Raw genomic sequence first — 27,000 nt, 5'->3', positions numbered from 1 at the left:
TATGAGTGAAAATTATCAATCATTAGCAAAAAAAATCGTCCAGTATCTGGGGGGACAAGAAAATATCACGGATGCCTATCACTGTCAAACCCGATTGCGCTTTAAAGTCAATGAAGAAAAGCGTATAGATCAAGGAGAACTAGAGGCACTCGATGGGGTTGCCAAATACATCAATAACGCAGGGGTACATCAAGTCGTGATCGGAACACATGTCAAAGATGTCTATGAAGAAGTCACAAAATTGGTTTCGCTTCAATCATCAGGGGCGTCGGAACCTGGGGAGAAAAAAGGACCAGCAGCTGCAGCGATCGATTTTGTGGCAGGAACGTTTCAACCAATTATTCCCGCACTGTCCGGTGCCGGAATGGTTAAGGCAGTTTTGGCTTTATTGATCGTTTTTGATGTGATCACGGCTGATTCGCAAACCTATTACATGCTGAATCTTTTTGCAGATGGTGTTTTCTTCTTCTTACCAATAATCCTGGCCTTCACTGTGGCACAAAAATTGCGATGCAATCCGATTTTAGCGGCTTCAGTGGCTGCTATGATGATGCATCCTAATTGGGGTGCCTTGGTCACAGCAGGCGAACCCGTTCACTTTTTTGGGGTTATTCCTTTTACATTAGCAAATTATACGGGATCAGTCATTCCGATCCTGATCGTGATTTTTTTCCAATCGTATGTCGAAAAGTTTTTGAACAAAGTGATTCCAAAATCAGTGGAGCTGGTTTTTGTTCCGATGCTAACATTCTTGATAATGGGTACATTAGCCTTCTCGCTATTTGGACCGATCGGTAGTATCTTGGGTGGTTATTTGGCAACTTTCTTTACCTTCTTAAGTGTCCATGCTAGCTGGGTTCCAGCGGTTTTGATTGGGGGCTTTTTGCCAATCATGGTGATGTTTGGATTGCACAATGGGATTGCTCCTTTAGGGGTGATGCAAATGGCAGAACTTGGGTATGACAGTATTTTTGGTCCAGGGGCATTGGTCTCAAACATTGCTCAAGCAACCGCAGTAGCAGTTGTCGCATTGCGTACGAAAGAGAAAAAAACTAAGCAGTTGGCGGTATCAGGGGCAATCACTGCCTACATGGGGATTACCGAACCCGCTTTATATGGCATCAATTTGCCCAAAAAATATCCGTTGGTTGCGGCAATGATTGGTGGGGCTTCTGGTGGTTTGTATGCTGGCTTGACCAATACGCATCGCTTTGCGACCGGTTCGTCTGGTCTCCCAGCAATCTTACTATATATCGGTGATGATACGATGCGCTATTTTTGGAACATCATTATCGCATTGGTGATTGCAGCTGTGGTGAGTGGGGCCGTTACCTATGTCTTAAGTTTCAAATATGAAACAAAAGTGACAATTGATGTTCCGGAGATGAAAGCAGTAGTACTAGAAGATACCGGCTTGATCAATCCTGTACCGGGAATCGTGATTCCGTTGAATCAAGTCAAAGATGACGCATTTGCTTCTGAAGCACTCGGAAAAGGATTTGCGGTCGATGAACCCATCGGTGAAGTCATTGCGCCTTTTGATGGAAAAGTCGCTGCTGTTTTTCCTACCAAACACGCGATTGGCTTGGTTTCAGACACCGGAATCGAATTGTTGATCCATGTCGGTTTAGACACAGTGGAACTAAATGGTCAGTATTTTGATGCTTTAGTAGAAGCAGAGCAAAAAGTTACAAAAGGGCAGCGATTGCTGACGTTTGATGTACCGCAGATAAAAGCTGCAGGATATGTCACACAAGTACCGATCATCGTTACCAATACACCACAATATACCGCAGTCGAACGTGTGAAAGAAGGTTTGGTAGCTAAAGAAGAGGAAGTACTTGTAGTCAAAGTTTAGGAGGAAATAACATGGGATTATCAGATGATTTTTTATGGGGCGGTGCAACGGCTGCCAATCAAGCAGAAGGTGGTGTATTAGCAGGAGGACGTGGCTTATCAAATGTCGACCTCTTACCAACTGGTCCTGATCGCGCAAAGGTCGCTGCGGGTGAACTGGAAATGTTGGAATGGCAGGAAGATTCTTTTTATCCAGCCCAAACGGCCATTGATATGTACCACCATTATATGGAAGATATTGCCCTTTTTGCCGAAATGGGGTTTAACGTGTATCGGATGTCACTTTCTTGGTCACGGATTTTTCCGAATGGCAATGACGAAGCGCCCAACGAAGAAGGACTGCTTTTTTATGAGAAAATCTTCAAAGAATTGAGAAAACATCAAATCGAGCCATTAGTCACGATTGCCCACTTCGATGTTCCGCTGCATTTGATCAAGGAATTTGGTGGCTGGAAAAATCGCCGACTCATTGATTTCTATGTGACTTATGCGGAAACCGTCTTCCAACGCTATCGCGGGTTGGTCAAATATTGGCTGACGATCAATGAAATCAATATTTTGCTGCATCAGCCCTTTGTAGGTGGCGGGATCGTCTTTAAAGAAGGGGACAATCGTCAAGAAATCAAATACCAAGCAGCGCATCATCAGTTAGTCGCCAGTGCCTTAGCAACCCAAAAGGCTCATGAAATCGATCCGACCAATCAAGTTGGTTGTATGCTGGCTGGTGGCAGTCATTATCCTTATACTTGCCGACCTGAAGATTACCAAGAAGCAATCGATCGTGATCGCGAAGGCTATTTCTTTATCGATGTGCAAGCCCGAGGCAAATACCCCAATTATGCCTTGAAAAAATTTGAGCGAGAAGGCTTAACAATCAAAATAACACCTGAGGACGAGGCGATTTTAGCGGCTTCTCCTGTTGATTTTGTCAGTTTTTCTTATTACTGTTCGCGAACGGTCAGTGCCCACCCAGAAGACTATGCGCAAGCGACAGGGAATCTCTTTCCATCAATTAAAAATGAACATCTATCATCGACTGAGTGGGGGTGGCAGATTGATCCGTTAGGACTGAGAAATTCATTGAATCAATTGTATGATCGCTATCAAAAACCGTTGTTTATCGTAGAAAATGGGTTAGGGGCGATCGATACCCCTGATGAGAATGGGTTTGTCGCAGACGATTATCGGATCGACTATTTAAAAAAACATATTCAAGCCTTCAAAGATGCAGTGACGATCGATGGCGTGGAACTACTTGGTTATACTACTTGGGGTTGTATTGATCTTGTAGCAGCCAGCACCGGTCAAATGAGTAAACGCTACGGCTTTATCTACGTGGATCGAGACGATCAAGGCAACGGCACCTTGAAACGAACCAAGAAAAAATCCTTTGAGTGGTATAAAAAAGTGATCGCTTCAAATGGGGAAGTTTTATAGCATACAAAAAGAATGACACATTTCCTCGTGTCATTCTTTTTGTATTGTGTCATCTAACATCAGGAAAGGGAAGCAGCAACTCTTTTTTCACGAGCCAATGATTGGCGCTTTGCAACGGCTTGCTATTTTTTCCCTGCAAAATGCGTAAAACGGACAAACTGATTTTGGGCTTCTTCTTGTAAAAATTCTTTTGGTGTCAGCTGAAATTCTTGTTTAAAGCAGCGTAAAAAATGGGTATAGGAGTTGAAGCCGCAAGCTTCGAACGTGGCGGTGGCGCTTCTGGTTTTACGTAAAATTTCTTTGCTCTTTAAGAGTCGTTTCTTTACCACATAGGCATGAAAGGCGACGCCAGTTTCTTTTTTGAAGGTCCTTGAAAGCGAGTATGGGCTCATGAAAAGGGCTTTGGCGACGGTCTCTAAGGAGAGATCAGCGGTCAAATGCTGATTGATATAGGTAATAGCAGCCAAAATGTCTTTATTTTTATAGAGTGAGTCGGATAAAAATAGCGGTTCTTTTTCCTGATAGGCAATCGTATTGATGGAAATCAAAAACGCAATCAAATGATTTTGATAAAGTAAGTCGGTGCCATAATTGCTATCCGTTTTTTTGCGTAAAGGACGCAATAGCTGGTCTAGTTGGTCGGCATCGATCGATAAAATACGACTGTTGATGCCGCCGTTGCTACGAAAACAGGCAGTGAGATCTGTTTGGGTAGTGGAGAGGGCAGCGAGATAACTAGGATTGATATACAGGTAGGTTCGCTCGAAAAAATCAGAAGTTTGATGAACGATTCGATGCAAGACGTTTGGAGGAATCAAGATGATCGTACCAGGTTCTAGAGGGAATTCTCCGCCATCGATAAAGAAGACCGCTGATCCTTTTAAGGTACAGTGAATCTCATAAAAACTATGGTAATGATAAAGGGTATTGTTTTCTTCTACGATGTCTTTGATATGAAAGGCCTCAAAACGATCGTTGATCATCGTATCCGCACTTTGCTTCTCCATGATTGGCTCCTTTCGTACTCGTTTGTTTTTATCATACAAGAATAGATAGTAAAGTGTCAATAACTGCTATTTTTGTGTAAATGTAAGCGTGTTACGATCAATCTATCAAAGAGAAATGAGAGGATGAACCCAATGGTGATTTTAGAACAGTTGTTTGTGGAAAAACGTGTTGTAGAAGAAAAAATTGATCGCATGATCGAAAATTTAACGACGATCAAGGATGATAATGGCGAATTTCTATTAGACTTTGACGGCTTGATCGTTGATGATAAAAGCTGGGGGATTTGGAACTGGCCGCAAGGGGTGGGACTATATGGCATTTATAAAAACTACCAAATCACCAAAAATCCTAAAGCGCTCCAAGTTGTGGAAGAATGGTTTGAGCAGCGGATGTTAGAAGGCGCGCCGCCTAAAAATGTCAACACGATGGCGCCGCTTTTGGCAATGGCGTATCTTTATGAAGACACCAAAGATTCTCGTTACTTGCCTTACCTTGAACAATGGGCGGAATGGGTCATGCATGATATGCCGCGAACCGATGAAAATGGTCTGCAGCATGCGACCTATGGACCAGAAAATCGCAACCAGCTTTGGGACGATACCTTGATGATGACCGCTTTGCCTTTGGCGAAAATTGGCATGTTGCTGAATCGTCCGGCTTATATCGAAGAAGCAAAACAACAATTTATGATCCATATCAAATACTTAGTGGATAAAAAAACTGGGCTTTGGTTCCACGGCTGGACCTTTGAAGAACGCCACAATTATGCACAAGCGCTTTGGGCAAGAGGCAACTGCTGGATCACCATTGCGATTCCTGAGATCATTGAAATTCTCGACTTGCAAGAAGGAGATGCGTTACGTGGCTTCTTAATCAATACCCTCTTAGACCAACTAACTGCCTTGCAAGAAATGCAAGATGAAAGTGGCCTGTGGCACACCTTGTTAGACGATCCTAGCTCGTATGTGGAGGCTTCCGCGACGGCTGGTTTTGCCTATGGGATTTTAAAAGCCGTTCATAAGCGTTACATTGACAAAGCTTGGGAAGATGTTGCCTATAAAGCGTTAGCCGGTTTGATCGAACAAGTCGCAGAAGATGGAGAAGTCCAAAATGTTTCCATCGGTACTGGAATGGGAGAAGACTTGGCGTACTACAAAAATATCGCGATTACGGCGATGCCTTACGGGCAATCACTGACAGTTTTAGCATTTACTGAACTATTGGTTTCATTTTGTTAAGCAGAACACCTTACGTAATAAAGAGAGGAGCAGACAAAGATGATCAAAAAAGCGATTCGGATGAAGCTACATCCTGGTTATGAAGCAGAATATGAAAAACGGCATCGCGAACTATGGCCAGAACTAAAAGAGCAGCTCATAGCACACGGGGCGAAAAGCTACCAGATTTTTTTAGATCCAGAAAGCCTTGCGTTGTTTGGCTACCTTGAGATTGAAGATGAAACCCGCTGGCAGCAGTTAGCGGCAACCGAGATCAACCAAAAATGGTGGCAGTACATGGCAGAACTTATGGAAACAAATCCGGATGATTCGCCAGTGACACAGGAGTTAAAGGAAGTCTTTACGCTGTAAGCTAGACAAAAATGTTTATTTCTTAAAACGAACACGGTCGCATCAATTGTTTGACATCAATTACTGGTTAGTCAAAGAGGTAGTTCGCTCACGAATGTGAGCGGACTACCTCTTTTGTTGAAATAGCAAAACAATCATTTCGGATAGAAGAACCGTTAAGAGAGAAGTGCTTTTTCTTGCTGCTTCAAGAATTTCTTTGGTGTCATACCGGTAATCTTTTTGAACGTTTGAACAAAATATTCGGGGGCATTACTAAAGCCCGTCATCGCTGCCACTTCGTAGACTTTGTAGTTTTTCTTCAGCAATTCTTGTGCTTTTTGGATGCGGTATTCGGCTAATTTTTGATTGAAGCGAATCCCGGTTTCTTTGTAATAGGTTTTTCCTAAGTATTCAGGATTTAAGTACAAAAGATGGGCGGCGATCCATTTCAATGACAATGCTTCATGGTCATAATATTCTTCGATGATTAGATTGACTTTTTGGGACAACTGCATGTTCTCGCTATCGTCTAAGCTGCCCCGCATCAAATCGATACAGTGAAGCAGCATAAACTGGAGTTCGTGCCAATTATTCAAGAGCATGATCTTTGGGGAATAGTCATCGAAGTAGATGTCTTTTTTGATGCGATGATTTTCAAAAATTGCTGATAACAAATCGTTGACCTGCAGCCGCAATAGTTGGACAGGGTAAAGCTCCATGCGACAGGTAGAAAAAAAGTTTTCCGTAAGAACTTGGGCTAAAGTCAGTTCGCCTTTGTCGATCAATGCCAAAAGTTTTTCACGGTATTCCATGTAGAGACTATTTTCATAGACATTTTCTTGTGAGATTTGGGCTTCTTGGATGACTTCAAAGGTATCAAAATAAAACTCCTTATCCAAGTTCCGCTTGCCTAAATGATAACTGAGTAAAAATTTTTCGGGGGTTTCGACCCAGCAATTGATGGCGATCCCTTTTCCTAGATGCGCAGCCTGTACCTTCGTTTTAAAAAAGAGATTAAAGGTATTTTCCGTACTGAAGTTCAGGATATAGCCAACTTTGTTTTGATGACCGATCACCAACTCGTGATGGTTCTCATAGCTTTCGATCCGCTTGGCGATGGCGTGATAGAATTTCGAATCAAATAAGTACATACAAAATGGAAAAACGAACGATTCAGGCAGCGGTTCTTCTCCGCAGCTATTGATGTATTGTTCAATTTGTTGTTTTAAATAGAGGGTAGATTCCATTTGACGACGTTCAGAACGTTCGATCGTCTCAGCCAACGCTTCTGAAAGCTTGCTCGGAAAAACAGGTTTTTCAAGGAAAAATTTGACCCCTAAAGCCATCGCTTCTTTGGCAAAGGAGAAGCTGCCAAAGCCTGTCAAAATAATGATTTGAATCGCAGGATTGATGGCTTTTAATTTTTTGATCAAGGCAAGTCCATTGACTTTAGGCATATTGATGTCGGTAATCACGATGTCGATGGTGTTTTGCTGACAAAATGCCAAGGCTTCTTCACTGTCTGTGTAAATTCCTTTGACCACTAATGGGAAATCAAAAGAAGCAACGAGGTTAGCCACACCATTTGCTATCAAGGGTTCATCGTCAACAACGAGGATATTTTTCATGTTTCACTCACTCCTTTTAAGGGGATCACAAAGCGCACCGTCGTCTTTTTGAAGGGAATCGAGGAGACGATGGCTAAGGACGCTTGATCACCATAATGCAGTTGCAATCGTTTTTGAATATTGGTCAATCCGATGCCGCCTTCTTTTTCAATCGAGAAGTTGGCTTTAAAACCAGGGCCATTGTCAGAGACACTGACTTGGAGAAAGGTTGCTTGTTGTTCAATCGTAAGGACGAGGCGACACGTCTCCTTCATATCATTGACGGCGTATTTAAAGACATTTTCAATCAATGGTTGAATCAGTAACTTAGGAATCTTAAAGGACAAGTCATTCACCAAAATTACTTCGATATACTCGATCCGTTTCCCGAAGCGAACGTTTTGAATATTGATATAGGCGTGCACGATATCTAATTCATCTTGTAGCGTTGTGAAGTCAGACTTGGTATCGATTTTTTTTCGAAACAAATAGGCAAGGGAGGTGACCATCTCTGAGATCTGCCACTGCTGATTTTCAATGGCGATCCAGTTGATCGAGTCTAACGTATTGTATAGAAAATGTGGATCTAATTGCGCTTGCAATCCTTTAAATTCGATTTCTTGGGACAATATACGCATTTCATAATTGTCCTTGATCAAGGCATTTAATTCATCGATCATCGTATTGTAGCTTTCATAAAGGACCATGATCTCTTCTTGACTATTTTCTGGGACAGCGAGGGTCTTTAAAGAGGCCAGTTTTTTCGTTTTCCGCAGAACTGCCATTTGCGAAGCCAAGTCAGCTAAAGGGCGGGTCAGCTGATTGCTTATTTTCCGAATCACAACAATAATCAAACATAAAAAAGGCAAACTCACAGCGATGGAAAGGCCTTGTAGTTTATAAAGATCAGCTAAGACTTGATTTTCAGGCAGCAAATAAATGAAGGTCATATTCGGCATCGTCTTCCGATCCATTGCGTAGTAGTACTGGCGATTATCAAACGTCATGGAGCCGATCGATCGCTGGAAGGTTTCCATTTTTTGCTGCAAGGTATTTTGATCCGCAGCGAGGGTTTGCTCGTCATTTGCGGTACTATAAAATTGGTTCTGATACGCCATGAAAAATTGGTTTTGTTCGGAGACAATGGGAAGACTTTCGATCTCGTTACGAAAGAAGGACGTATTCACTAGAAATATCACCGTACCAATATAGGTTAAAGAAAGATCGGCTGTTGAATAGATTTTTCGCAGGTAGACGCCTTGAGAAAGGTCTTTTGCAAAAAACCAACTCCCTTTGGCAGGCTTATCGGGCAAAGTCTCGATCATATCTTTGATGGTTTGGGCATTAAAGATATGGTCGGTCTCGGCTAGAAAGTTGATCATGTTTTCGTTCGTTGGGGTAAAGAGATAGACGTTTTGAATCGTTGATTCATTGCGTACGAGGGCGTTGATTTCTGCACTTAAGGCATTCTTTTGGTCGATCGCCTCTAAGGATTGCAAGGAATCTTGTGCCAAGATCCTTTGTAGGCCATTTTGGATCGGTGCACTATCGATAATGCGAAAAGAGAGGGTTTCGACGGCAGTTAAACGCTTGGCGATATTTGTTGAAATGATCGAGACATCTTTATACGCGGCTTCTTTCAGCTGCGCCATGTAGACTTGTCGCCAAACTAAGGTCAGGAGAACAGCCAATGAGACGATAATTGCCACCGTCGCAAAAAAGACAAAATGTAACTGTCGCTCAAAAGGCTGCTTTTTAAAGTGATTGATCAGCTTCTGGGACTTCATGGACACTGCCTCGCTTTGCTTGCAATTGTTTGGTTTTTTCAATCATCTGACCATGAAAAAATTCAGCGAAGAACAAGAAAATCACCAGTCCAAAGACGAGTAACAAAGAGGTTTTGGCAGTCAATAAGAGAAACAATAAATACCAGGTAAACAACAAGGCAAGGCCTTGCAGTGGGTAGCGAAAGACTAGAAAGATACTGACGTACAAGGTCTGTTTCCAAGCGTGTTGTTCGGCTTTGGCATAGGTCATAAAGCTGATGAATGCAGTGTAAAGGAGGAGAATCGTTAAAAGTAAATAGACAGGACGCAGCCAAGCCATTTCAGTCGGGAAAAAATGAGTAATCCGTAAGTTAAACAACAACAGGAGTACTGTACTTAATAGTCCAATGCCAAAAAGGGAAAAGGTGCGAAAGGCTTGCTTGTAGGCTTGCCAGAAGGCAACAGCTGAATAGTCATGACCAGTTTTACGAAAATCATGTAAACATTTGATCGTGACAGCGGTGGCAGGACCGAAGCCAAAAATCCCCAACCCTAAAAGGGTAAAGAAAAGCCATAAAAGGTTTAATTTAGCAAAATAAGCTGTTACCGTAAAAAGACGAAACAGTCCGGTTTGTATTTTTTTCATTGTTTCCACCTACCTTGTTTTTTGAAAAGTAAGCCTTTTCAACGCTAGTATAGCATAGTATATTGGAAAAAATAGAGCATGTCTGTTTTTTTACATTTTTCATCTGTTTTTCTATTTTTTTCTAGCTATTGCCCGTGAAGGCTTAGCCTTCAGCAAAAACGACAGTCTAGTTTTTCACATATTTGCTCTTGTTTTTTCATTTTTATTAACGAGGATTTCCATTACAATCAGCTTGTAAGCGCAAACAAAAAGGAGTGTAGAAGAATGAAGAAAACTTTTTTTAAAGCAGCGAGCTTGTTGTTTCTTGGTGCGACCTTAGCAGCTTGTGGCAACAACGGCAATAGTAGCGGAAGCTCAGAAGCTGATGCAGATGGGAAAACGACGATTTCCTTTACCTGGTGGGGCTCAGAAGTCAGACACGAGAAGTATATCGAATCAATCAAAGAATTTGAGAAACAAAATCCTGACATCAAAGTTGAATATGAATATGGTTCTTGGGATGACCATTGGAAAAAACTAGCAACAAAAGCGGCTTCTGGAGAATTACCTGATGTGATCCAGATGGATGTGCAGTACATTGCGCAATATGGAACGAAAAATCAATTAGCAGATATGTCAGAATTTATCGGCAATGAGATTCAAACCGATGATATCAAAGAATCGATTTTAGCAACTGGCGAGTTAGATGGAAACATTTTTGGCATACCAACTTCTGTCAATACTATGGCGATGCTCTACAATCCATCATTGGTAGAACAAGGGGGCACTGGGATCGACTTTAGCAATTATACCTTCGATGACCTTGTAGAAAGTACGGCAGCGATCGCTGAAGTAACAGGTGATTACGGTTGGAATGATAACAATGACAACAGTACGATTTTGCAATACTTTTTACGCACTAAAGGTGAAGATCTATACAAATACGATGCGGACGGCAAACCAGAGATCGGTTTTACCAAAGAAAACTGGGTTGAATTTATGGGGGCTATCGCGGATCTTACGGAAGCCAAAGCAATGCCAACCGCAGAAGTGACTAGCAATGCCAACAGTATGGATCAATATCCGTTTTCACAAGGAAAAGCAGCCTATATGATGACTTGGTCCAATCAATACTTGACCTATAAAGCCTCCGCCGCAGAAGATGTCGAAATCAATTTGGCTCGTCCTTTTGACTCAGAAAACGGGGCGATGGCGTATCGACCAGGGTTCTTTTATTCGATCGCGAATGCTTCTGAATCAAAAGAAGCAGCTGCGAAGTTTGTTGACTTTTTAGTGAATAGTGAAGAAGCCAATAAGATCATCGGTACTGAGCGGGGAATTCCTTCCAATGATGCCATCAAAGAATTGCTTTATGCCGACATGACACCAGAAGAACAAGAGTCCTCTGATTTCTTAGATGATATTGCAGACATCGTCGGTGATCCATCCCCAATCCCACCAATTGGGTTTGCTGAAATCAACACGTACTTTAAAGAGCTGTACGCAGAGATCACTTATGGCACGATGACACCAGAAGAAACTTATGATGCCTTTACGCAACGCTGCGAAGAAATTTTTGCAGAAAACTATCAATAAGCATAGATGCGGCGCCTTTACTGACTTTTTCAGTAAAGGCGTTTTTTTAGGAGAAGCACTGGAGGAAAAAAATATAGGTCCTCTAGTTTTTCACATTTCTGTGCTTTTTTTTCTATTCATTCTTAAGAAGTACTTCGTTAAAATCAACTTGTAAGCGTAATCAACTATAGGAGGTAGGAAGTGAAAATTATGGAACTACAATCAAAATCACCCACGGCCAAAGAACCTGGGAAACTCAAAAGCTGGTTTAATCGATTACCAGAATCAAAACAGAATATGGTTACAGGCTACTTATTTATCTCACCCTTCATCATTGGCTTTTTTGCTTTTATAATCGTCCCGATGGGGATTTCTCTTTTTATGTCTTTTCATGACTATGATCTATTGACAGAGGCGCAATTTGTTGGCTGGAATAACTTTATAACGATTTTTACGAATGATCCCAAGTTTGTTCAGTCACTGACTGTTACGCTGAAATATGTTGTGTTGGCAGTCCCTTTACGGCTGATCGTCGCATTAGCAGTGGCGATGCTGATCAACCGCCCATCGAAATTAAGCGGCGCTTATCGGGTATTATTTTATATCCCTTCGATTTTAGGTGGGAGCGTGGCGGTATCGATCATGTGGCGGAATCTTTTTGGCGATTCAGGGTTGATCAATGGCGTGCTAGCGGCGATCGGCTTAGACCCGATCTACTTCTTTAAAAGTCCTGGCTCAGCGTTGATGACCTTGATTTTATTAGCAGCGTGGCAATTTGGCTCGTCGATGTTGATTTTCTTATCCGGTTTGAAAAATATTCCGAAAGATTATTACGAAGCGGCGGAAATTGATGGGGCAGGAAAAATCAGACAGTTTTTCAATATCACGGTCCCAGTCCTGACGCCAATCATCTTTTTCAATCTGATCTATCAAACGATCATGGCCTTTTTGACCTTTACACCTGCGTTTATCATTTCGAATGGGACGGGTTCACCCCGTAACGGCACGTTAGTCTATTCCTTGTACATGTATCAACGAGCCTTTACCGATTTCAAAATGGGCTATGCTTCAGCCTTAGCGTGGATTTTACTGGTCATCGTTGGGTTGATTACGATTCTGTTGTTCGCAACATCGAAATTTTGGGTGTTTAAAGAAAACGAGGAGGTTTGATTGATGCGTGAACAAAAACAAAATTATTTCTTTGATGCCGTGATCTTAGTTGCTGCATTACTGATGCTTTATCCGATTTTCTGGCTGCTGTTTAGTGCCTTTAAACCTAGTAGTGACATTTTTCGAACGGCAACGGAGTTGATCCCCCGCAGCTGGACGTTAGAAAACTTTACCAAGGGGTTTGAAGGGATCGCAGGGATTCCCTTCATTCGCTATATTTTCAACTCATTGCAAATCGCGTTGATTTCAATGGTAGGGGCGGTCTGTTCTTCGGCTGTCATTTCTTATGGATTTGGTCGGATTCCTTTCAAAGGAAAAGGCTTTTGGTTTGCTTGTATCTTGGTCACGATGATGCTACCGCAAGAGATCATCATGGTGCCTCAGTATCTTTGGTTTAATCAATTAGGCTGGCTTAACTCGATTCGTCCAGTGACCGTTCCTTCATACTTCGGACAAGCCTTCTTTATTTTCATGATGGTCCAATTCGTCTCTGCGATCCCGACAGATTTAGATGAAGCAGCAAAAATGGACGGCTGTGGACGGGTCGGTATTTTCTTCCGCGTGATTCTACCGTTGATGAAGCCTTCCTTGGCAAACGCTGCGATCTTCTCTTTCTATTGGAAATGGGAAGAACTGATCGGACCGATGCTGTACCTCACACGTCCGCAAAACTACACGGTATCGATTGCCTTGAAGCAGTTCCTGGATGCTAGCAGCACCTCCAATTGGGGAGCCATGTTCGCGATGTCTGTGGTCTCCTTGCTGCCTGTGTTGATCATTTTCTTTATTTTCCAAAAATACATTGTTGAAGGCATCAGCACGACTGGTCTTAAATAAGTATGGAAAAAGATATTCGCTGTTTTGGAATATCTTTTTTCTATTGAATGAATTCGTTGAAGAAAGGACAAACCGATGGAACCATTTCAAGTAATTGATTTTCATGTCGTACCAAGCACGATCGGCGCTCATCAAGCGACCCTTATTTGGGAGAAGCCGCTGCACGCTCAAGCTATTTTTGGTTATCAATTGTTTTTAGACAACGATTTGATCCAAACCAGACCAACAAACAAGACGCATTGGACGTTGACAAACTTATCTGCCGATCAAACGTATCAAGTAACGATCATCTGCCTCGATCTTCAGGGATGTCTGCTTACAAATACCGCAGTCACGACGACCTTTCGTACAAAGAAAAAAAGTGTTGTGTTAGATGTTACGCAAGCACCATACCATGCTGATAGCGAAGGCAAAGAAGATAGTACCGCCATTCTCCAGCAAGCGATCAACGATTGTCCTAGCAACGGCACAGTCTGGATCCCAACAGGGGCGGTGATCCTTTCCGGTGCGTTGGAGCTAAAAAGCAATATGATTTTTCAGGTAGATGGCACATTGCAAGCAAGCCTCGACATAGAAACGTATCGGGTTGCCCCTCACGATTATTTAGGAAGCGTGAATCAAGAGGGGTTGCCATTAAGCCGTTATGAAGGCTGGGAATTGTTTTGTTTTCGTTCATTGATCAACATTGGGTATATCGATCGGGGCGATCGAGGGCGTATCGTTTGTGAAAATGTCCGTCTTTGTGGCAAAGGAACGATCATTGGTGGCGGGAATCCATTAGGACTAGCGATGCGAAACCCTTATGCAGACCGTGAACAGTATCCAGAATATGTTTCTGATGGAAAACCTGGAAGACGAGTAAGGGGACGTTTGATCTGTATGATGCAGGCCAAAAACATCCATTTGACAGAGCTGACGTTGAGTGATCCACCATGCTGGACTGTTCATATGATTTACTGTGACACCGTTGTGACCCATGGGGTGACTATTCAGTCCAAAGGCATCGACAATGGCGATGGTTGGGACCCAGATTCTTCGCAAAATTTGCTGATTTTTGACACCGTTTTTGATACGGGCGATGATTGTATCGCAATCAAATCTGGCAAAAATCCAGAAGGAAATCAGATCAATAGACCAGCGAAAAATATTCGGCTGTTTGATTTGGCTATTCGAGGGGGACATGGCATCGCGATTGGTAGTGAGCAATCTGGTGGTGTTGAAAATATCGCTTTTCGAGATTGTCAACTGACCAATACGCTTTATGGACTAGAATTGAAAGCGCAGAATGATCGTGGTGGCTATATTCGTCAAGTGACGATCACCGATTGCCTGTTGGATCGTTTCATGGCTCATCCTGTTGCTTACAATGCCGATGGTCAGGCAGCACAACAGTTACCGATCATTTCGGATATTTTGGTCAAGAATACCCGTATCGTAGGGCAGAACCCTTTGGTCGAGCTAAAAGGGTTTGTCGATGAACAAACACAGCAGGTTTCACCGATCCAACGCGTTACTTTTGAGTCAGTTGCCTTTGAATCAGCTAAAGGGCAAAAGAAAATGATTTTTGAACAGTGTCAGGAGGTCAGCTTTAAAGAGGCAGCGATCATTGATCGAGCGGCCATAAGTGACGCAATAAGTTGCCAAGAAACAGTCGAACTATCCATGGTGGGGCAAAAGAAACGCACGTAGAACAAGCTTTTGGAAATGATCTGCGTTGGTTTTCCCAATGAGAAACAGTTAGTTAAGCACCTTATTTCCTTCCTTGACAGGTTGCGCCTTTTTGCTTTTGTAGACAAAAAGGCGCATTTTTCTAACAAGAAAGGACGTTGCAAAAAAAGACGATCCCCAGAAATCAAAAAGAACTTTCTTTTCCCGCTAAGGGGACTATAGTAAAGAATGTAGAGAAAAAAGACGCCAAAAATACATGGGAAAAGACAACGAGATGAGCCAAGAGGAACGCTTTACTTGATGGGCAGCGCCAGTAAGAAGCACTTAGTTCTATCCAAATAAACGATAGATGAAAAAAGGTTGGCGATGCGCAAATTTTTCAAAGTCATGGATATCGACAAACCTATTTGTAGCGTAAAACAAAAGCGCAGGAGGAAAGCAAGAATGGAAGACATCACGCAATTATTGCAACGAGAAATTGACCAAGCATCAACTGTGCAGGGAACAGTGATTACACCACCCGGCGCCTATCAAATCGGCGCACTGTTTTTAAAAAGCAATGTGCACTTGATTGTCTCAGAGGATACGATTCTGTATGGTAGTCAAGAACTGACCGATTATCCCGAAGTAAATAATCGGGTCGCAGGGATCAATATGAAGTGGCCTGCAGCGATGATCAATGTTTTTCACGCAGAAAATGTCATGATCTCGGGAAAAGGAAAACTTGATGGTCGTGGAGAAACATGGTGGCAAACGTTTTGGGGAACAGATGAAGCCAGCGGGATGATGGCGGATTACGCAAAGAGAGGCTTACGCTGGGCAGCAGATTATGATTGCAAGCGTCCACGGAATATCCTTGTTTATGAAAGTCAGCAAGTAACCATCAAAGATATTTCGTCGGTACAGTCGGGTTTTTGGAATACCCAAATCACGTATTCTCACCACATATTGATCGACGGCATCACGATAGACAATGGGAAAGGGCCTAGTACCGATGGCATCGATATTGATTCCTGTGAAGAAGTCACCATTCAAAATGCTCACATTTCCTGCAACGATGATAATATCTCGATTAAAGCGGGACGTGGGGCAGAAGCCTTAGCCCAGCAAAGAAGCTGTCGGAAAATCACGATCAAAGACTGTCAGTTAGGGTACGGTTCAGGAATTGCCATTGGCAGTGAAACTTCAGGTGGGATCGAAGAGATCAAAATCCAAAAAGTCGTCTTTGAGCAAACTGGCGCAGGGTTTCGGATCAAATCCGCCAACAATCGAGGTGGATTTATACGCAAGGTCACTGCTTCGGATTTAACGATGAAGGATGTTGGCTTTCCTTTTCTCTTACAAACAAATTGGTACCCAGATTATAGTTATCCAGAACTGCCAGCTGATTATGCGGAAGAGATTCCCGACTATTGGCACAAATTGATGGCACAACCTGCTATTCCAGTAGGTCCAGCAAAGGTCTGCGACATTACTATTGAAAACGTGCAAGCTACCAAAATAGGACAACAAAGCGTGCGTGCTTTCTTCATCGAGGCCAGCCCAGCAGAACCGATCCGCAATCTAATATTGAAAAATCTTTCCATCCATGCCGATGAGTTCGGCAAGATTGCAGGGGTTGAGAACTTAAAGATGGTGGAAACGATCGTCACTGCGTTAGCGCCAACCTTGGATCAAAATGATGTGTATGAGCGGTAGTACTCTTTCTGTCAAATATGAATAAGTGGTGATCCGCTTAGTACTAAAAAACTGATGAATTATCAAAGAAGACCAATGAGTTGGTCTTTTTTTCATGATAAGGTGTTTCCAAATCTCTCACGAATAAGAACATCAGTACTTAGGCTACTTTTTCTACAACGAGAATTTAAGAATGATAGGAATCAGAAAAACTGCGATAATTAAATTGATTGAGCGAACTAAGAACACGAAGAACTATTTATTCTTTTTTCCTATAATTTACGATACCTGCAAATGTAGAGCAAAACTCCCTACCCAGCCATATATCAACGATTAACAAAAAATGTCAATTGCTGGAAATCCTGCTTTTCGTTATGCTTTTGGTATTGAAAGCGGTTTACTTAATCGGGCTCAACAACAAAATCTAAGGAGGAAAAGTAGTGAAAAAATTAAGTACGATTCTTGGTTTGGGGTTACTATCAGTCGTCTTTTTGTCGGCATGTGGGAAGGAGGAAGCAGGTTCCACAACAGATTATGATACGATTTCGATTTTATCGCCGTACATTGAAACTGAACCACCTGCAAGTGACAACGAGATTTTGAAACAATTAGAAGCTTACACTGGCAAAAACATTGATATTACCTGGGCACCCAATACATCCTACGAGGATAAAATGAATATTACGTTAGCTTCAGATGATATTCCAGAAGTGATGGTCATTCAAGGAAAATCAGGAGGATTTATCAAGTCAGCAGAAAATGGCGCTTTTTGGGATTTGACCGACTATTTAGCTGATTATCCTAATCTCTCTCAATCTAACGAGGATGTTTTGCGTAATTCTTCTGTGAATGGTAAAGTGTACGGAATTTATCGAAAACGTGATGCGATGCGGACGGCGGTGATCATCCGAAAAGATTGGTTAGAAAACTTAAACTTAGAGGTACCAGAAACGATCGATGATCTTTATGAGATTGCCAAAGCATTTACTGAGAACGATCCCGATGGGAATGGTGAAAATGATACGTTTGGTTTGATTATTCCCCAATGGCCTGGCTCGATCAATTCAAATAGTCCTTACGATGTGTTAGCTACTTGGTTTGGGGCAGGAAATGCTTGGAAAGAAATAGACGGCACTTTAGAGCCATCCTTTATGCAACCAGAATACCTAGAATCAATGCAATTTGTTAAAGATATGGTGGAACAAGGCTATGTCAATCGGGATTTTGCAACTATGGCAGCAGATAAATGGGATGAGCCGTTTATCAATGGACGTGGTGGGATCATTATTGATACGTATTCACGAGCAGCACAAATCAGTAATAAATTATTGCAAGCTGGAGAAGAAGACCTCGTCGTCTTTACAGGGAATTTAAAAGATAATAACGGTACGATGAATGCGTTACCGACAGATGGCTATTCTGGTTTCTTGGCGATTCCTAAGTCGAGTGTCCAGACAGAGGAACATCTAAAAGAGGTGTTGACGTTCCTTGATAAATTAAATGATAAAGAAGCACAGGTATTGCTGAACAACGGAATCGAAGGAATCAATTTTGAAGTAGTGGATGGAATGTCCGTCGCACTAGAAGGATCAGAAGCTGAAGCGCTAGCCAATGCGGTCAAAGGGTACTCACAAATTGGGATGAATGTAACGGAAGATACCCTGTACTATATTGCTAAACCTGATACAGAAGCGGCTACTGAAAGCTATGAAAAACGATTGTCACTGATGGAAGCTGATTTAGAGCACGCTGTCTTTAATCCAGCAGCCTCCTATAATACAGATACGTATGTAACGAAAGGGGCACAGCTTGATCAGATCATTAGTGATGCACGGGTTCAATTTATTGCAGGACAAATCGATGAAGCGGGATGGGAAGCTGCGATCGAACTTTGGAAGAATCAAGGAGGCACGCAGCTGATGGAAGAAACGAATGCCCTTCATCAAGCATAATAACGACAGTCGAAGAAGGTTGAGTGGATCTTGCTCTCAACCTTTTTCTTTTTCACTGATTTTTTCCAGCTAATTTTTCAGCTAATAAATGGAGTAATAGTCGAGTGAGACGAGACAGGTAGTAAGAAATCAGAAAAGAAAAAATGGAAACAAGCAAATGAAAACCCTAATCTAACGCTTGATATCAAGGAATTCAAAAAAAGTCAATTGTTAGAAATGTAGGTCAAGTTTACTATGAAAAGAGAAAAGCAGCTCATATAAGCATAAAAGGAGAAGAAGAAATGGTAGCGAAATTGATCTATGAAAATCCGCTGAATCAAGCAGCAGATATTCAACACTTTATTGCTGAAGGAGAGCCCAAGATTACTTTCCAAGACGGGATGATTCTGGCGAATACGTATTCTGAAGAATCAAACAAACAACCACATTTTGTTTTATGGCTGCCTCAACAATTTCCAGCGGACCTACGAATCACCTGGCAGTTTCAACCACTGGCTGAACCAGGCTTATGTATGCTCTTTTTTGCAGCAGCCAATCGCAAGGGTGGCTCGATCTTCGATTCTGGAGTACCCAAACGAACCGGGGCATATCCCGAGTATCATTCTGGAGGGATCGATGCTTACCACCTTTCTTATTTTCGAAGAAAGTATGAGGAGGAACGGGCGTTTGAAACGTGTAATTTGCGCAAAAGCCATGGGTTTCATCTGGTCGCCCAAGGCGCAGATCCACTTCCGAGTGTAGCAGATGCCCGAGGGTTTTATCACCTAAGAATCGATAAGGTAGGTGCAACGATCTCCTTTTGGATCAACGACTTATTGGTGTTAAGGTATCTTGATGAGGAACAGTTTGGTCCCATATTAACCAAAGGAGCGATCGGATTTCGGCAAATGGCGCCAATGAAGGCCCGCTATAAAGACTTAAAGGTATATTCCTTAGAGGAGGAACGGTTATGAATTGGCAGAAAGTATATCAAGCAGCAGATTTTGTCTTTTATTGTTTGCTGATAAATGTAACCGTTATTATAGGTGCGCTAGTAGGTGGGATCATCTTTGGACTGGCGCCTAGCGTACAAGCAGGATTCCACGTAGCAAAGAAAACCCTTAAACAGGAATCGCCGCCTTTTTTTCAAACGTTCTTTTGGTATTACCGCAGGAACTTTTGGCGATCGAATCGCTTGGGCTTACCGATCATTCTCTTTTATTTGTGCCCCATGGTAGTGATCCAGCAAGGATTTTTAGCGGCATTGACTCAAACAGGCTTGATCCTATTGATCGTTAGCCAATGCGTCGCGATCGCTGTGATTAATACATTGCTTAGCATGTACGAATATTATGTGCTCCCAACGAAGAAGTACCTAGGCGCTTCACTACGCTTTCTTTTTTTTCAACCTATTGGCACCTTTTTAGGCGTCCTTTGGTTTGGGATTTGTAGTACGATCAGCTTTTTTCTCCCCGGTCTCCTGCCATTTTTAAGTATTGGGATGTGGATCATTGGCACAATGGGGATTTACTTGAAATTATTTGATGAAAATGAACAAAAGCTAAAGCAACAAAACGATGCAGTTCAACCTGCAGAGAGAGAAGGGGAGGAAATCGAACATGGCATTGAAATGGCTCAAAAATAAACCTAAGGGAAAACGTGGGCTGAGTTTTGGGTATCCATGGGAAAAAGGAGCTTTACAACCTGAGGTTCTAAGGGAGGAACTGTTTTTGCTGGGGGAGGAGCCGCTGCAAACGAAAGTACTGGCTTACTGGCCAGATGGCAGTGTGAAATGGACAGGACACAGTGGTCTGGTGGCAGAAACGACGCAGTTACTTTTTCAAAGAAAACAGCGTGTCCAGAAGAAACAGGCGATTGCTAGGGAAGCTTACAACGGTATTTATTTTGACAACGGTACGATCAAAGGCTTCTTCCCGAAACATGGGGAAGGGAAAAATGTATTGGACTGGGTAGCGGTCAATGGGCAGAAAAAATTGCAAGATCTTCACGCAATCCTGCAATACCAAAACAAAAAGGTGCAGTCCAAAGTAACGGACTTGATGTTGGAAGAAAATGGTTCAGAAAAAGCCGTTATCAAAGTATCGGGCGTCATTGAGATCAATCAAGAAGTGGTGCAAGAGTTTATTTTACGGTTCCGTATCTTTCGCGAAATCAGCAAATTGGAAATCATTCATACGGTCATTATCATCAAACCACTTGCTTATGAAGGCATGGGGGTAGCATTTGATTATGCGTTGACAGGTGAAAATTGGAATCGACAAGTCAAATTTATTGCAGATGCTGTGTATCATGAAGCGGCACAATTGTTACTTTCACGGCGACACTATCAGCAAAACATTCCCTATCAACAACAAGCCAGTGGACAGCTCGTTTCATTGACCCCAGCGGACGAGCCGATGCTGTCTCATGCGGTGGAAAATGCTATTTGGGACAATTTTCGGGTCAATCAAATCAATCATCGGTCATTTGAATTAGAAAAACAGACCGAAGCTGGGTACTGTTGGTTGCCCATTGGGGATGGCGAGCATTATTCAGGTACCTTTTACGCTGGGGGAGAAACCGGCGGCGTTTCTTGCAGCATGGAGAAATTTTGGGAAAAAGCACCATCTGCGATCGAGGTGACAGGCATCACCCAAAAAGAAACCCAAATCACGATGTGGCAGTGGTCACCGAATGCCAAGCCAATGGATTTTCAGCACTATTCCAAACGGGATCATATGCTTAGCGGATACGAAGGAATGGAAGAGATTCGTTCGACGGCAGTTGGTGTAGCAAATACGACGCGTTGTTGGTTGGATCTTTATGAAGAAGCCCCGTCAGAAGAAGTGTTGCTGGGCTTAGCTCAAGAAAACCAAGAACCTGCCCAGATCGTTTCATTGCCAGAGCGTTATCAAGAGACGAGGGTTTTTGGCAGGATCAGTTTACCAGACGAATCAACGAAAACGAAACAATTGCTGGAGCAACAATTGGCTGAGATGCGGCAATTCTATTTAGCAGAAGTCCAACAAAGAGGTTGGTATGGCTATTGGAACTATGGTGATGTCATGCATACCTATGATCAGTTTCGACACCAATGGCGCTACGATCTTGGTGGGTACGCTTGGCAAAACACTGAATTGGTCCCTAACATGTGGCTTTGGTTAGATTTTTTACGGACTGGTGATCCAAGCGTCTACTATCTGGCTGAAAGCATGACGAGACATACTTCAGAAGTCGATCAGTATCATGCTGGGGAATACAAAGGATTAGGGTCACGGCATAATGTCGTTCATTGGGGTTGCCAAGCCAAAGAAGTTCGAATTTCAATGGCGGGTCTCCATCGCTACTACTACTATTTGACAGCGGATGAACGCATTGGAGAGATTATGGAACAAGTCAAAGACAATGAAACCTATGCTTTTGATGCGTTACCACCGATGCGCGAGTTTTATGAACGAGAAACGAAGCGGATACCGATTCGCATCGGACCAGATTGGGCTGCGCTAGTCTCGAACTGGTTTACCCAGTGGGAACGGACGAATGATCCTGTTTACCTTGAAAGAATTCGCACCGGCATCACCTGCATCAAAGCCATGCCCCAGCGCCTATTGTCTGGTCCCACAGTGTTATTTGATCCACAAGACAAAACCTTATCTTATATGGGAACAGGGAATTTTGGCGGCTATCACATGGTCATCTCCTTTGGGGCGCCGCAAATTTGGTTAGAACTTGCTCAAGTGCTGGAAGACCCAGAGTGGACAGAGATGTTAGGGGAGTTTGGCTGGTTTTATAGCTTGAGTCCTGAAATAAAAGCAGAAGAGTCAAACGAGGTACTGACGGAACCTCATTTTGCCTGGCCAATGTTTGCGTCGACGATGATGGCCTTTGCTGGGCGAGTGCGTAACGATCGAGCAATCAGTCAAAGGGCTTGGCAGTTATTGCTTGATAATGACAAATCGGGTGTTCCATTGCCGATCGAAGCGACCATTGAAGCAGCGACAACGTGGAAAAAAATAAAAGAAATGCCGTGGGTATCGACCAATGTGTTGTCACAGTGGGGGCTAAATACGATTTGTTGTTTAGCACTGATTGGAGCGGAATTAGAGGAGGAGAATGAATGGAAACAACAATAAAAAAAGTGCCGAAAACGAAAGAGCAATGGGGGAGTTTTCTCAACCATTTTAAACAAAATAAATGGCTCTATATTTTGACGATTCCCGGGATCATCTATTTTGCAGTATTTCGTTATGCACCGATGTATGGGTTGATCATTGCTTTCAAAGATTATGTGCCTTTTTTAGGAATCGCAGATAGTCCATGGGTCGGAACACAAAATTTTATGGATTTCTTCAATAATCCTGATTTCTTTCGGATCTTGTGGAACACGTTGATGATTGCCTTTTTAAACATCTTCTTTTCGTTTCCAGCACCCATCTTTTTGGCACTGTTACTGAATGAATTGCGCAACAAGCTGTTTCAGCGGACCATTCAAACCTTCGTCTATGTACCACATTTTCTTTCATGGACGATCGTCGTTAGTCTTTGGCATATCTTATTCAACATCGATCATGGAGCGATCACTCAATTTATCGCTTCGTTGACAGGCGTTGAAATCGACTTTCTCTCAGACCCGCAATGGTTCCGCCCCATGATCGTGATGCAATCGATTTGGAAAGAGATCGGTTGGGGGACCATTATTTATTTAGCTGCCTTATCAGGTGTGGATCAAGAACAATACGAAGCCGCGATCATGGATGGTGCAGGACGTTTCCGACGTGTGTGGCACATTACTTTGCCTGCGATTCGTTCGACGATCATCATTATGCTGATCATGCGGATCGGGTCGATTTTGTCTACTGGGTTTGATCAGATTTTCTTGATGACCAATCAATTGAACCGGACAGTAGCAGATGTTTTTGACACGTATGTGTATATGATGGGGATCACCAATGGCGCTTACAGTTACTCAACAGCCGTCGGATTATTTAAATCGATCGTTGGGATCATCCTCGTACTTTGTACCAATAAATTAGCGAAACGTTTTGGCGAAAGCGGCTTATACTAAGGAGGAAAAAGATGGCTACTTTACACAATACGAAAGCAGGGAAAATATTTGACATTTTTAATGCGCTATTTTTGGCATTGATTGGGTTATTCATGGTGATTCCTTTTATTTATGTGATCGCCGGTTCATTTGCTACGGAGTTAGAATTGACCACTCGCTCGTTTTTCTTATGGCCAAACGAGATCAGTCTCGACTCCTATCGTTTTATTTTTTCAACCAACACCTTTATCCGTAGTTTGCTTGTAACGGTCGGCGTTACCATCGTTGGTACGCTGGTGCAACTTTTCTGTACCTTCACCTTTGCCTATCCTTTATCACGCAAGCATCTAAAAGGACGGAACACCTTGTTGAATCTCGTGATTTTTGCGATGCTCTTTTCAGGTGGGATGATCCCAACGTTTATCGTGGTGAAAAATTTAGGACTGATCAATTCTTATTGGGCATTGATTTTGCCAATCGCGATCAACCCGTTCAACTTAATGATCATTAAAAATTTCTTTCAAGAAATGCCGATCGAATTGGAAGAATCCGCCAAGATGGACGGCTGTACGGAACTAGGGATTTTATGGAAAATCATTTTGCCTTTATCAAAACCAGTGATCGCGACCTTCACTCTTTTTTACGCCGTTGGTATCTGGAACGACTTCATGAGTGGATTGCTTTATATCAACGATTCAGCAAAATGGCCGATTCAGTTATTGTTAAGACAGATCACGATGGCGTCCAGTGGTGCCAATGCGTTAGCAAGTATGGACCCCAACTATGTGCCCCCGGAACAAGGAATCAAATTTGCAGTCATCATTGTGGCTACTTTGCCAATTTTGATCTTCTATCCGTTTTTGCAAAAACATTTTGCCAAAGGAATGCTGATTGGATCCGTCAAAGGATGATACACTTCAATAGTTGTGGATAGGTTGTCATGCGTTTTTTCGCATGACAATTTGTTACATAAAATCTATTACAAGGGTGTTTGGGAATGAAGTACTTTAAAACAGGCGGTTTTCATCGAAAACTGCAGCTAGCCAGTCTATGGATCGTCGTGCCGCTATTAGCCGTTGCAATCTTTTTGCATGCCTATTTGATCGGACCATTACAACGATCGTATCAGGAACTAAATAATCGCCAAGTCGAAGGAATCGTTAGTAACATCAACCAACAGTTCTCGCAGCTGGAAGTGACTTTAAGCGTTTGGGGGCAATCGTTTCAAAGGCGCTACCAAGAAGATTTATTGGAAACGACAAATTATCAGACGCTGATCCAGCTGTCGGAAGAATTGTTTTACTTAACAAATAGCTCCAATTATGTCAATCGAATCGGTATTTATTCACTAGGCGAGACGCCTTTTGGGATTGAAAGTGGCGGCACGTATGAATTAACACTCGAGCAAACCAAAACAGCATTTGCACGCTATCGGATCGATAATGGTAGGCAGTATCAGTGGAAGATCATTGAAGAAGAGGATGAATTGATTTTTGTACAAAACATTGATAGCCAAGGCGAAGATCAGCCTAAAATTTTTTTAGTTGCAACGATCGACGAGCAATCATTGTTAAAGTATTTTTATGATACTCAAATTGAAAATGGACTCGCAGCGATTTCCTTTAATCATGAGAGTTTTCGTTTTATTGGCGATCAGAACTTAGCGAATGTTATCCAACCGCTGAGTGAAGAGCATCAAGGAACTTGGGTCGAATCGATCAATGGCAATGATTATAGCATGATCGCCGTAAACAGTACGCGACTCAATCAAATATGGACCTTTTATACCGTCGTTCCCTTAGCATTGATTACTGAACCAGTCACTCACTTGGCTAGAGTGCTGATCGTCGTAAGTATTCTTTTTATTGCTTGTGTGGCAGTCATGAGTCTCTTTTTGGCAAAAAAACAGTACCAACCTTTTGAAAAAACGATGGATCAGCTCTTTGGTAATACCCAATGGAAAAAAGAAAACGATCTGGAGTTTTTGGTGGACCGTTGGCAACAATTAAGTCGGGAAAAAGGATTGTTGCAAAATCAGGCGGAACGCTTTCAAGATTCGCTCAAGCGGCAAGTGATCCAACATTTGATGGAAGGGTATTATGGCTATCTGTCAGAGGAAGAATCGCAACAATTACTGCAGCAAAAAAACTGGCGCTTAAGTGACCAAGGGTATCGCCTGTTTTATTTCCAACTCAATGATCTATTAAGCAATCAAGCAAATTCACAAGATGAAACCCATATTTTGTTTGCGCTAGAAAACATTATAACGGATGTCACAGCCATGTTTTTCCCTGAATCAACCATTGTTTCTTCAAATGAAGGACGGATTTTGGTTTTTGTGGTCAATCAAGAGCAGCTACTGACAGATTACTTCACGATGATCACCAAGCAAATCAATTTGATCGTCTGCCGTTATGTCACCATCGTTAGTTCGCAACAAGAAACAGAGATTCGCAAGTTGCCTGAAGTTGCCCAACGTCTCAAAAAGCAAATCCATCTGCAACGGTTGATTCCCGAAAATCAAGTGCTTCAAGGAGAGAAAATGCGCCCGCTGCCGAAGTATTCTCTTTCGCAAGAAAATTTGATTTTAACAGCGCTGAAAAGTGGCTATCATGAAGAATTGCAACGAAGTGTCCAGCGGTTTTTAGAACAGGTCGTGGCAGAAAACAATCAACAGGCTGCGGTGATCTATGTGGTCAATCGACTGTACGATCAAGTCGATTACCTTTTAAATGAAAATGGGGTCTCACGAACGGATTATGTATCGAAAACGGTTGTGTTAGAGCGAATCGAACGACTTTTGGACATCAATCAGATCCAAGCCTTTTTGTACCATCATTTCTTAAAACCCGTCTCCATCCTCTGGCAAGAAAATGTCGCTAATTCTTATAGTGAAATGATCCAAAAAGTAGCTGAGTACATCCAATCTGATTTTCGCAATGAACAAATTTCGTTAGAATACGTTGCGGATCGTTTCGAAGTAGACCCAATCTTTTTGAGTAAGGAGTTCAAGCGTGCCAAGCAGGTCAACTTTATTGATTATTTAACCAATGTTCGCATCGTAGAAGCAAAACGGCAGTTGCTCGAAACTGATCACCAAATCAATGAAATTGCAGAAAACCTTGGGTATAATCCCAGTTACTTCAATCGTTTATTTAAAAAGTGCACGGGAATGACCCCAGGACAATATCGAAAAGGTCAGAGCTGATCACTGTTGGTTGCTGCGGAAA

General features: G+C 42.5%; 20 protein-coding genes. 16 read left to right on the top strand and 4 right to left on the bottom strand.

The window, feature by feature from the left end:
* Position 1: 1 nt before the first annotated feature.
* Both IGJ12_RS13075 and IGJ12_RS13070 read left to right on the top strand, forming a co-directional pair.
* Positions 2 to 1,858, top strand: a complete 1,857-nt coding sequence (locus IGJ12_RS13075; protein ID WP_430619108.1) for a beta-glucoside-specific PTS transporter subunit IIABC — start codon at positions 2 to 4, stop codon at positions 1,856 to 1,858.
* An 11-nt stretch (positions 1,859 to 1,869) separates the two neighbouring features.
* Entirely contained in the window at positions 1,870 to 3,294 is a 1,425-nt protein-coding gene (locus tag IGJ12_RS13070) for a 6-phospho-beta-glucosidase (RefSeq protein ID WP_086297909.1), read from the top strand.
* Positions 3,295 to 3,416: 122 nt separating this feature from the next.
* On the opposite strand, the gene IGJ12_RS13065 is transcribed toward IGJ12_RS13070, so the two are convergent.
* Entirely contained in the window at positions 3,417 to 4,301 is an 885-nt protein-coding gene (locus IGJ12_RS13065) for an AraC family transcriptional regulator (protein WP_008380738.1), read from the bottom strand.
* Between the two features lie 132 nt (positions 4,302 to 4,433).
* On the opposite strand from IGJ12_RS13065, the gene IGJ12_RS13060 reads away from it, so the two are divergent.
* Entirely contained in the window at positions 4,434 to 5,540 is a 1,107-nt protein-coding gene (locus IGJ12_RS13060) for a glycoside hydrolase family 88/105 protein (protein ID WP_010749873.1), read from the top strand.
* Between the two features lie 39 nt (positions 5,541 to 5,579).
* The gene (gene rhaM / locus IGJ12_RS13055; RefSeq protein WP_061053170.1) at positions 5,580 to 5,891 is read left to right on the top strand and encodes an L-rhamnose mutarotase; all 312 of its coding nucleotides are present in this window, start codon (positions 5,580 to 5,582) and stop codon (positions 5,889 to 5,891) included.
* Between the two features lie 155 nt (positions 5,892 to 6,046).
* On the opposite strand, the gene IGJ12_RS13050 is transcribed toward rhaM, so the two are convergent.
* The 3 genes from IGJ12_RS13050 to IGJ12_RS13040 are packed head-to-tail and all read right to left on the bottom strand — an operon-like array spanning position 6,047 to position 9,889.
* Positions 6,047 to 7,498, bottom strand: a complete 1,452-nt coding sequence (locus IGJ12_RS13050) for a response regulator (RefSeq protein WP_005234181.1) — start codon at positions 7,496 to 7,498, stop codon at positions 6,047 to 6,049.
* Positions 7,495 to 9,264 (bottom strand): sensor histidine kinase, encoded by a 1,770-nt coding sequence (locus IGJ12_RS13045; RefSeq protein WP_430619107.1) that lies wholly within the window; start codon positions 9,262 to 9,264, stop codon positions 7,495 to 7,497. Before IGJ12_RS13045 ends, IGJ12_RS13050 begins: the two co-directional genes overlap by 4 nt.
* Positions 9,233 to 9,889 carry a DUF624 domain-containing protein gene (locus IGJ12_RS13040; RefSeq protein WP_010749870.1) on the bottom strand — a complete coding sequence of 219 codons (657 nt, stop codon included), beginning with the start codon at positions 9,887 to 9,889 and terminating at the stop codon, positions 9,233 to 9,235. The genes IGJ12_RS13045 and IGJ12_RS13040 overlap by 32 nt, the downstream gene beginning before the upstream one ends.
* 264 nt (positions 9,890 to 10,153) lie before the next feature.
* On the opposite strand from IGJ12_RS13040, the gene IGJ12_RS13035 reads away from it, so the two are divergent.
* From IGJ12_RS13035 to IGJ12_RS12980, 12 genes are all read left to right on the top strand, one after another.
* Positions 10,154 to 11,464 carry an ABC transporter substrate-binding protein gene (locus tag IGJ12_RS13035; protein WP_430619106.1) on the top strand — a complete coding sequence of 437 codons (1,311 nt, stop codon included), beginning with the start codon at positions 10,154 to 10,156 and terminating at the stop codon, positions 11,462 to 11,464.
* Between the two features lie 189 nt (positions 11,465 to 11,653).
* Entirely contained in the window at positions 11,654 to 12,613 is a 960-nt protein-coding gene (locus tag IGJ12_RS13030; RefSeq protein WP_430619593.1) for a carbohydrate ABC transporter permease, read from the top strand.
* A 3-nt stretch (positions 12,614 to 12,616) separates the two neighbouring features.
* On the top strand, positions 12,617 to 13,450 hold the full coding sequence (locus tag IGJ12_RS13025) for a carbohydrate ABC transporter permease (protein WP_005234188.1): 834 nt from the start codon (positions 12,617 to 12,619) through the stop codon (positions 13,448 to 13,450).
* Between the two features lie 75 nt (positions 13,451 to 13,525).
* A complete protein-coding gene (locus tag IGJ12_RS13020; RefSeq protein WP_016621591.1) occupies positions 13,526 to 15,139 on the top strand; it encodes a glycosyl hydrolase family 28 protein in 1,614 nt (537 codons plus the stop codon).
* A 423-nt stretch (positions 15,140 to 15,562) separates the two neighbouring features.
* A complete protein-coding gene (locus tag IGJ12_RS13015) occupies positions 15,563 to 16,816 on the top strand; it encodes a glycosyl hydrolase family 28 protein (protein ID WP_194188651.1) in 1,254 nt (417 codons plus the stop codon).
* Between the two features lie 419 nt (positions 16,817 to 17,235).
* Entirely contained in the window at positions 17,236 to 18,747 is a 1,512-nt protein-coding gene (locus tag IGJ12_RS13010; protein ID WP_430619105.1) for an extracellular solute-binding protein, read from the top strand.
* Between the two features lie 281 nt (positions 18,748 to 19,028).
* Positions 19,029 to 19,700 carry a DUF1961 family protein gene (locus IGJ12_RS13005; RefSeq protein WP_194188649.1) on the top strand — a complete coding sequence of 224 codons (672 nt, stop codon included), beginning with the start codon at positions 19,029 to 19,031 and terminating at the stop codon, positions 19,698 to 19,700.
* The gene (locus IGJ12_RS13000; protein WP_194188648.1) at positions 19,697 to 20,371 is read left to right on the top strand and encodes a DUF624 domain-containing protein; all 675 of its coding nucleotides are present in this window, start codon (positions 19,697 to 19,699) and stop codon (positions 20,369 to 20,371) included. Before IGJ12_RS13005 ends, IGJ12_RS13000 begins: the two co-directional genes overlap by 4 nt.
* Positions 20,346 to 22,859, top strand: a complete 2,514-nt coding sequence (locus IGJ12_RS12995; RefSeq protein ID WP_430619104.1) for a hypothetical protein — start codon at positions 20,346 to 20,348, stop codon at positions 22,857 to 22,859. Before IGJ12_RS13000 ends, IGJ12_RS12995 begins: the two co-directional genes overlap by 26 nt.
* A complete protein-coding gene (locus tag IGJ12_RS12990; protein WP_005234199.1) occupies positions 22,844 to 23,791 on the top strand; it encodes an ABC transporter permease in 948 nt (315 codons plus the stop codon). The genes IGJ12_RS12995 and IGJ12_RS12990 overlap by 16 nt, the downstream gene beginning before the upstream one ends.
* An 11-nt stretch (positions 23,792 to 23,802) precedes the next feature.
* Positions 23,803 to 24,681: a carbohydrate ABC transporter permease gene (locus IGJ12_RS12985; protein WP_086297880.1), complete on the top strand. Its 879-nt coding sequence runs from the start codon at positions 23,803 to 23,805 to the stop codon at positions 24,679 to 24,681.
* A gap of 86 nt (positions 24,682 to 24,767) precedes the next feature.
* Complete coding sequence (locus tag IGJ12_RS12980) at positions 24,768 to 26,978, top strand: helix-turn-helix transcriptional regulator (protein ID WP_430619103.1); 2,211 nt, start codon at positions 24,768 to 24,770, stop codon at positions 26,976 to 26,978.
* Positions 26,979 to 27,000 lie beyond the last annotated feature (22 nt).

Origin of the sequence: Enterococcus sp. DIV0802b, assembly GCF_050543535.1 — a bacterium.
Classification (GTDB): domain Bacteria; phylum Bacillota; class Bacilli; order Lactobacillales; family Enterococcaceae; genus Enterococcus_D; species Enterococcus_D entomosocium.
This window is presented reverse-complemented; position numbering and strand designations above follow the sequence as displayed.

What these genes read in the sequence shown, in the direction of transcription:
- IGJ12_RS13015 (WP_194188651.1), top strand. Translation starts at nt 15,563, where the DNA reads ATGGAAGACATCACGCAATTATTGCAACGAGAAATTGACCAAGCATCA.
- IGJ12_RS12980 (WP_430619103.1), top strand. Translation starts at nt 24,768, where the DNA reads ATGAAGTACTTTAAAACAGGCGGTTTTCATCGAAAACTGCAGCTAGCC.
- IGJ12_RS13075 (WP_430619108.1), top strand. Translation starts at nt 2, where the DNA reads ATGAGTGAAAATTATCAATCATTAGCAAAAAAAATCGTCCAGTATCTG.
- IGJ12_RS13025 (WP_005234188.1), top strand. Translation starts at nt 12,617, where the DNA reads ATGCGTGAACAAAAACAAAATTATTTCTTTGATGCCGTGATCTTAGTT.
- IGJ12_RS13065 (WP_008380738.1), bottom strand. Translation starts at nt 4,301, where the DNA reads ATGGAGAAGCAAAGTGCGGATACGATGATCAACGATCGTTTTGAGGCC.
- IGJ12_RS13020 (WP_016621591.1), top strand. Translation starts at nt 13,526, where the DNA reads ATGGAACCATTTCAAGTAATTGATTTTCATGTCGTACCAAGCACGATC.
- IGJ12_RS13030 (WP_430619593.1), top strand. Translation starts at nt 11,654, where the DNA reads ATGGAACTACAATCAAAATCACCCACGGCCAAAGAACCTGGGAAACTC.
- IGJ12_RS13045 (WP_430619107.1), bottom strand. Translation starts at nt 9,264, where the DNA reads ATGAAGTCCCAGAAGCTGATCAATCACTTTAAAAAGCAGCCTTTTGAG.
- IGJ12_RS13040 (WP_010749870.1), bottom strand. Translation starts at nt 9,889, where the DNA reads ATGAAAAAAATACAAACCGGACTGTTTCGTCTTTTTACGGTAACAGCT.
- IGJ12_RS13000 (WP_194188648.1), top strand. Translation starts at nt 19,697, where the DNA reads ATGAATTGGCAGAAAGTATATCAAGCAGCAGATTTTGTCTTTTATTGT.
- IGJ12_RS13060 (WP_010749873.1), top strand. Translation starts at nt 4,434, where the DNA reads ATGGTGATTTTAGAACAGTTGTTTGTGGAAAAACGTGTTGTAGAAGAA.
- IGJ12_RS12985 (WP_086297880.1), top strand. Translation starts at nt 23,803, where the DNA reads ATGGCTACTTTACACAATACGAAAGCAGGGAAAATATTTGACATTTTT.
- IGJ12_RS13050 (WP_005234181.1), bottom strand. Translation starts at nt 7,498, where the DNA reads ATGAAAAATATCCTCGTTGTTGACGATGAACCCTTGATAGCAAATGGT.
- IGJ12_RS13035 (WP_430619106.1), top strand. Translation starts at nt 10,154, where the DNA reads ATGAAGAAAACTTTTTTTAAAGCAGCGAGCTTGTTGTTTCTTGGTGCG.
- IGJ12_RS13070 (WP_086297909.1), top strand. Translation starts at nt 1,870, where the DNA reads ATGGGATTATCAGATGATTTTTTATGGGGCGGTGCAACGGCTGCCAAT.
- IGJ12_RS13005 (WP_194188649.1), top strand. Translation starts at nt 19,029, where the DNA reads ATGGTAGCGAAATTGATCTATGAAAATCCGCTGAATCAAGCAGCAGAT.
- rhaM (WP_061053170.1), top strand. Translation starts at nt 5,580, where the DNA reads ATGATCAAAAAAGCGATTCGGATGAAGCTACATCCTGGTTATGAAGCA.
- IGJ12_RS12995 (WP_430619104.1), top strand. Translation starts at nt 20,346, where the DNA reads ATGGCATTGAAATGGCTCAAAAATAAACCTAAGGGAAAACGTGGGCTG.
- IGJ12_RS12990 (WP_005234199.1), top strand. Translation starts at nt 22,844, where the DNA reads ATGGAAACAACAATAAAAAAAGTGCCGAAAACGAAAGAGCAATGGGGG.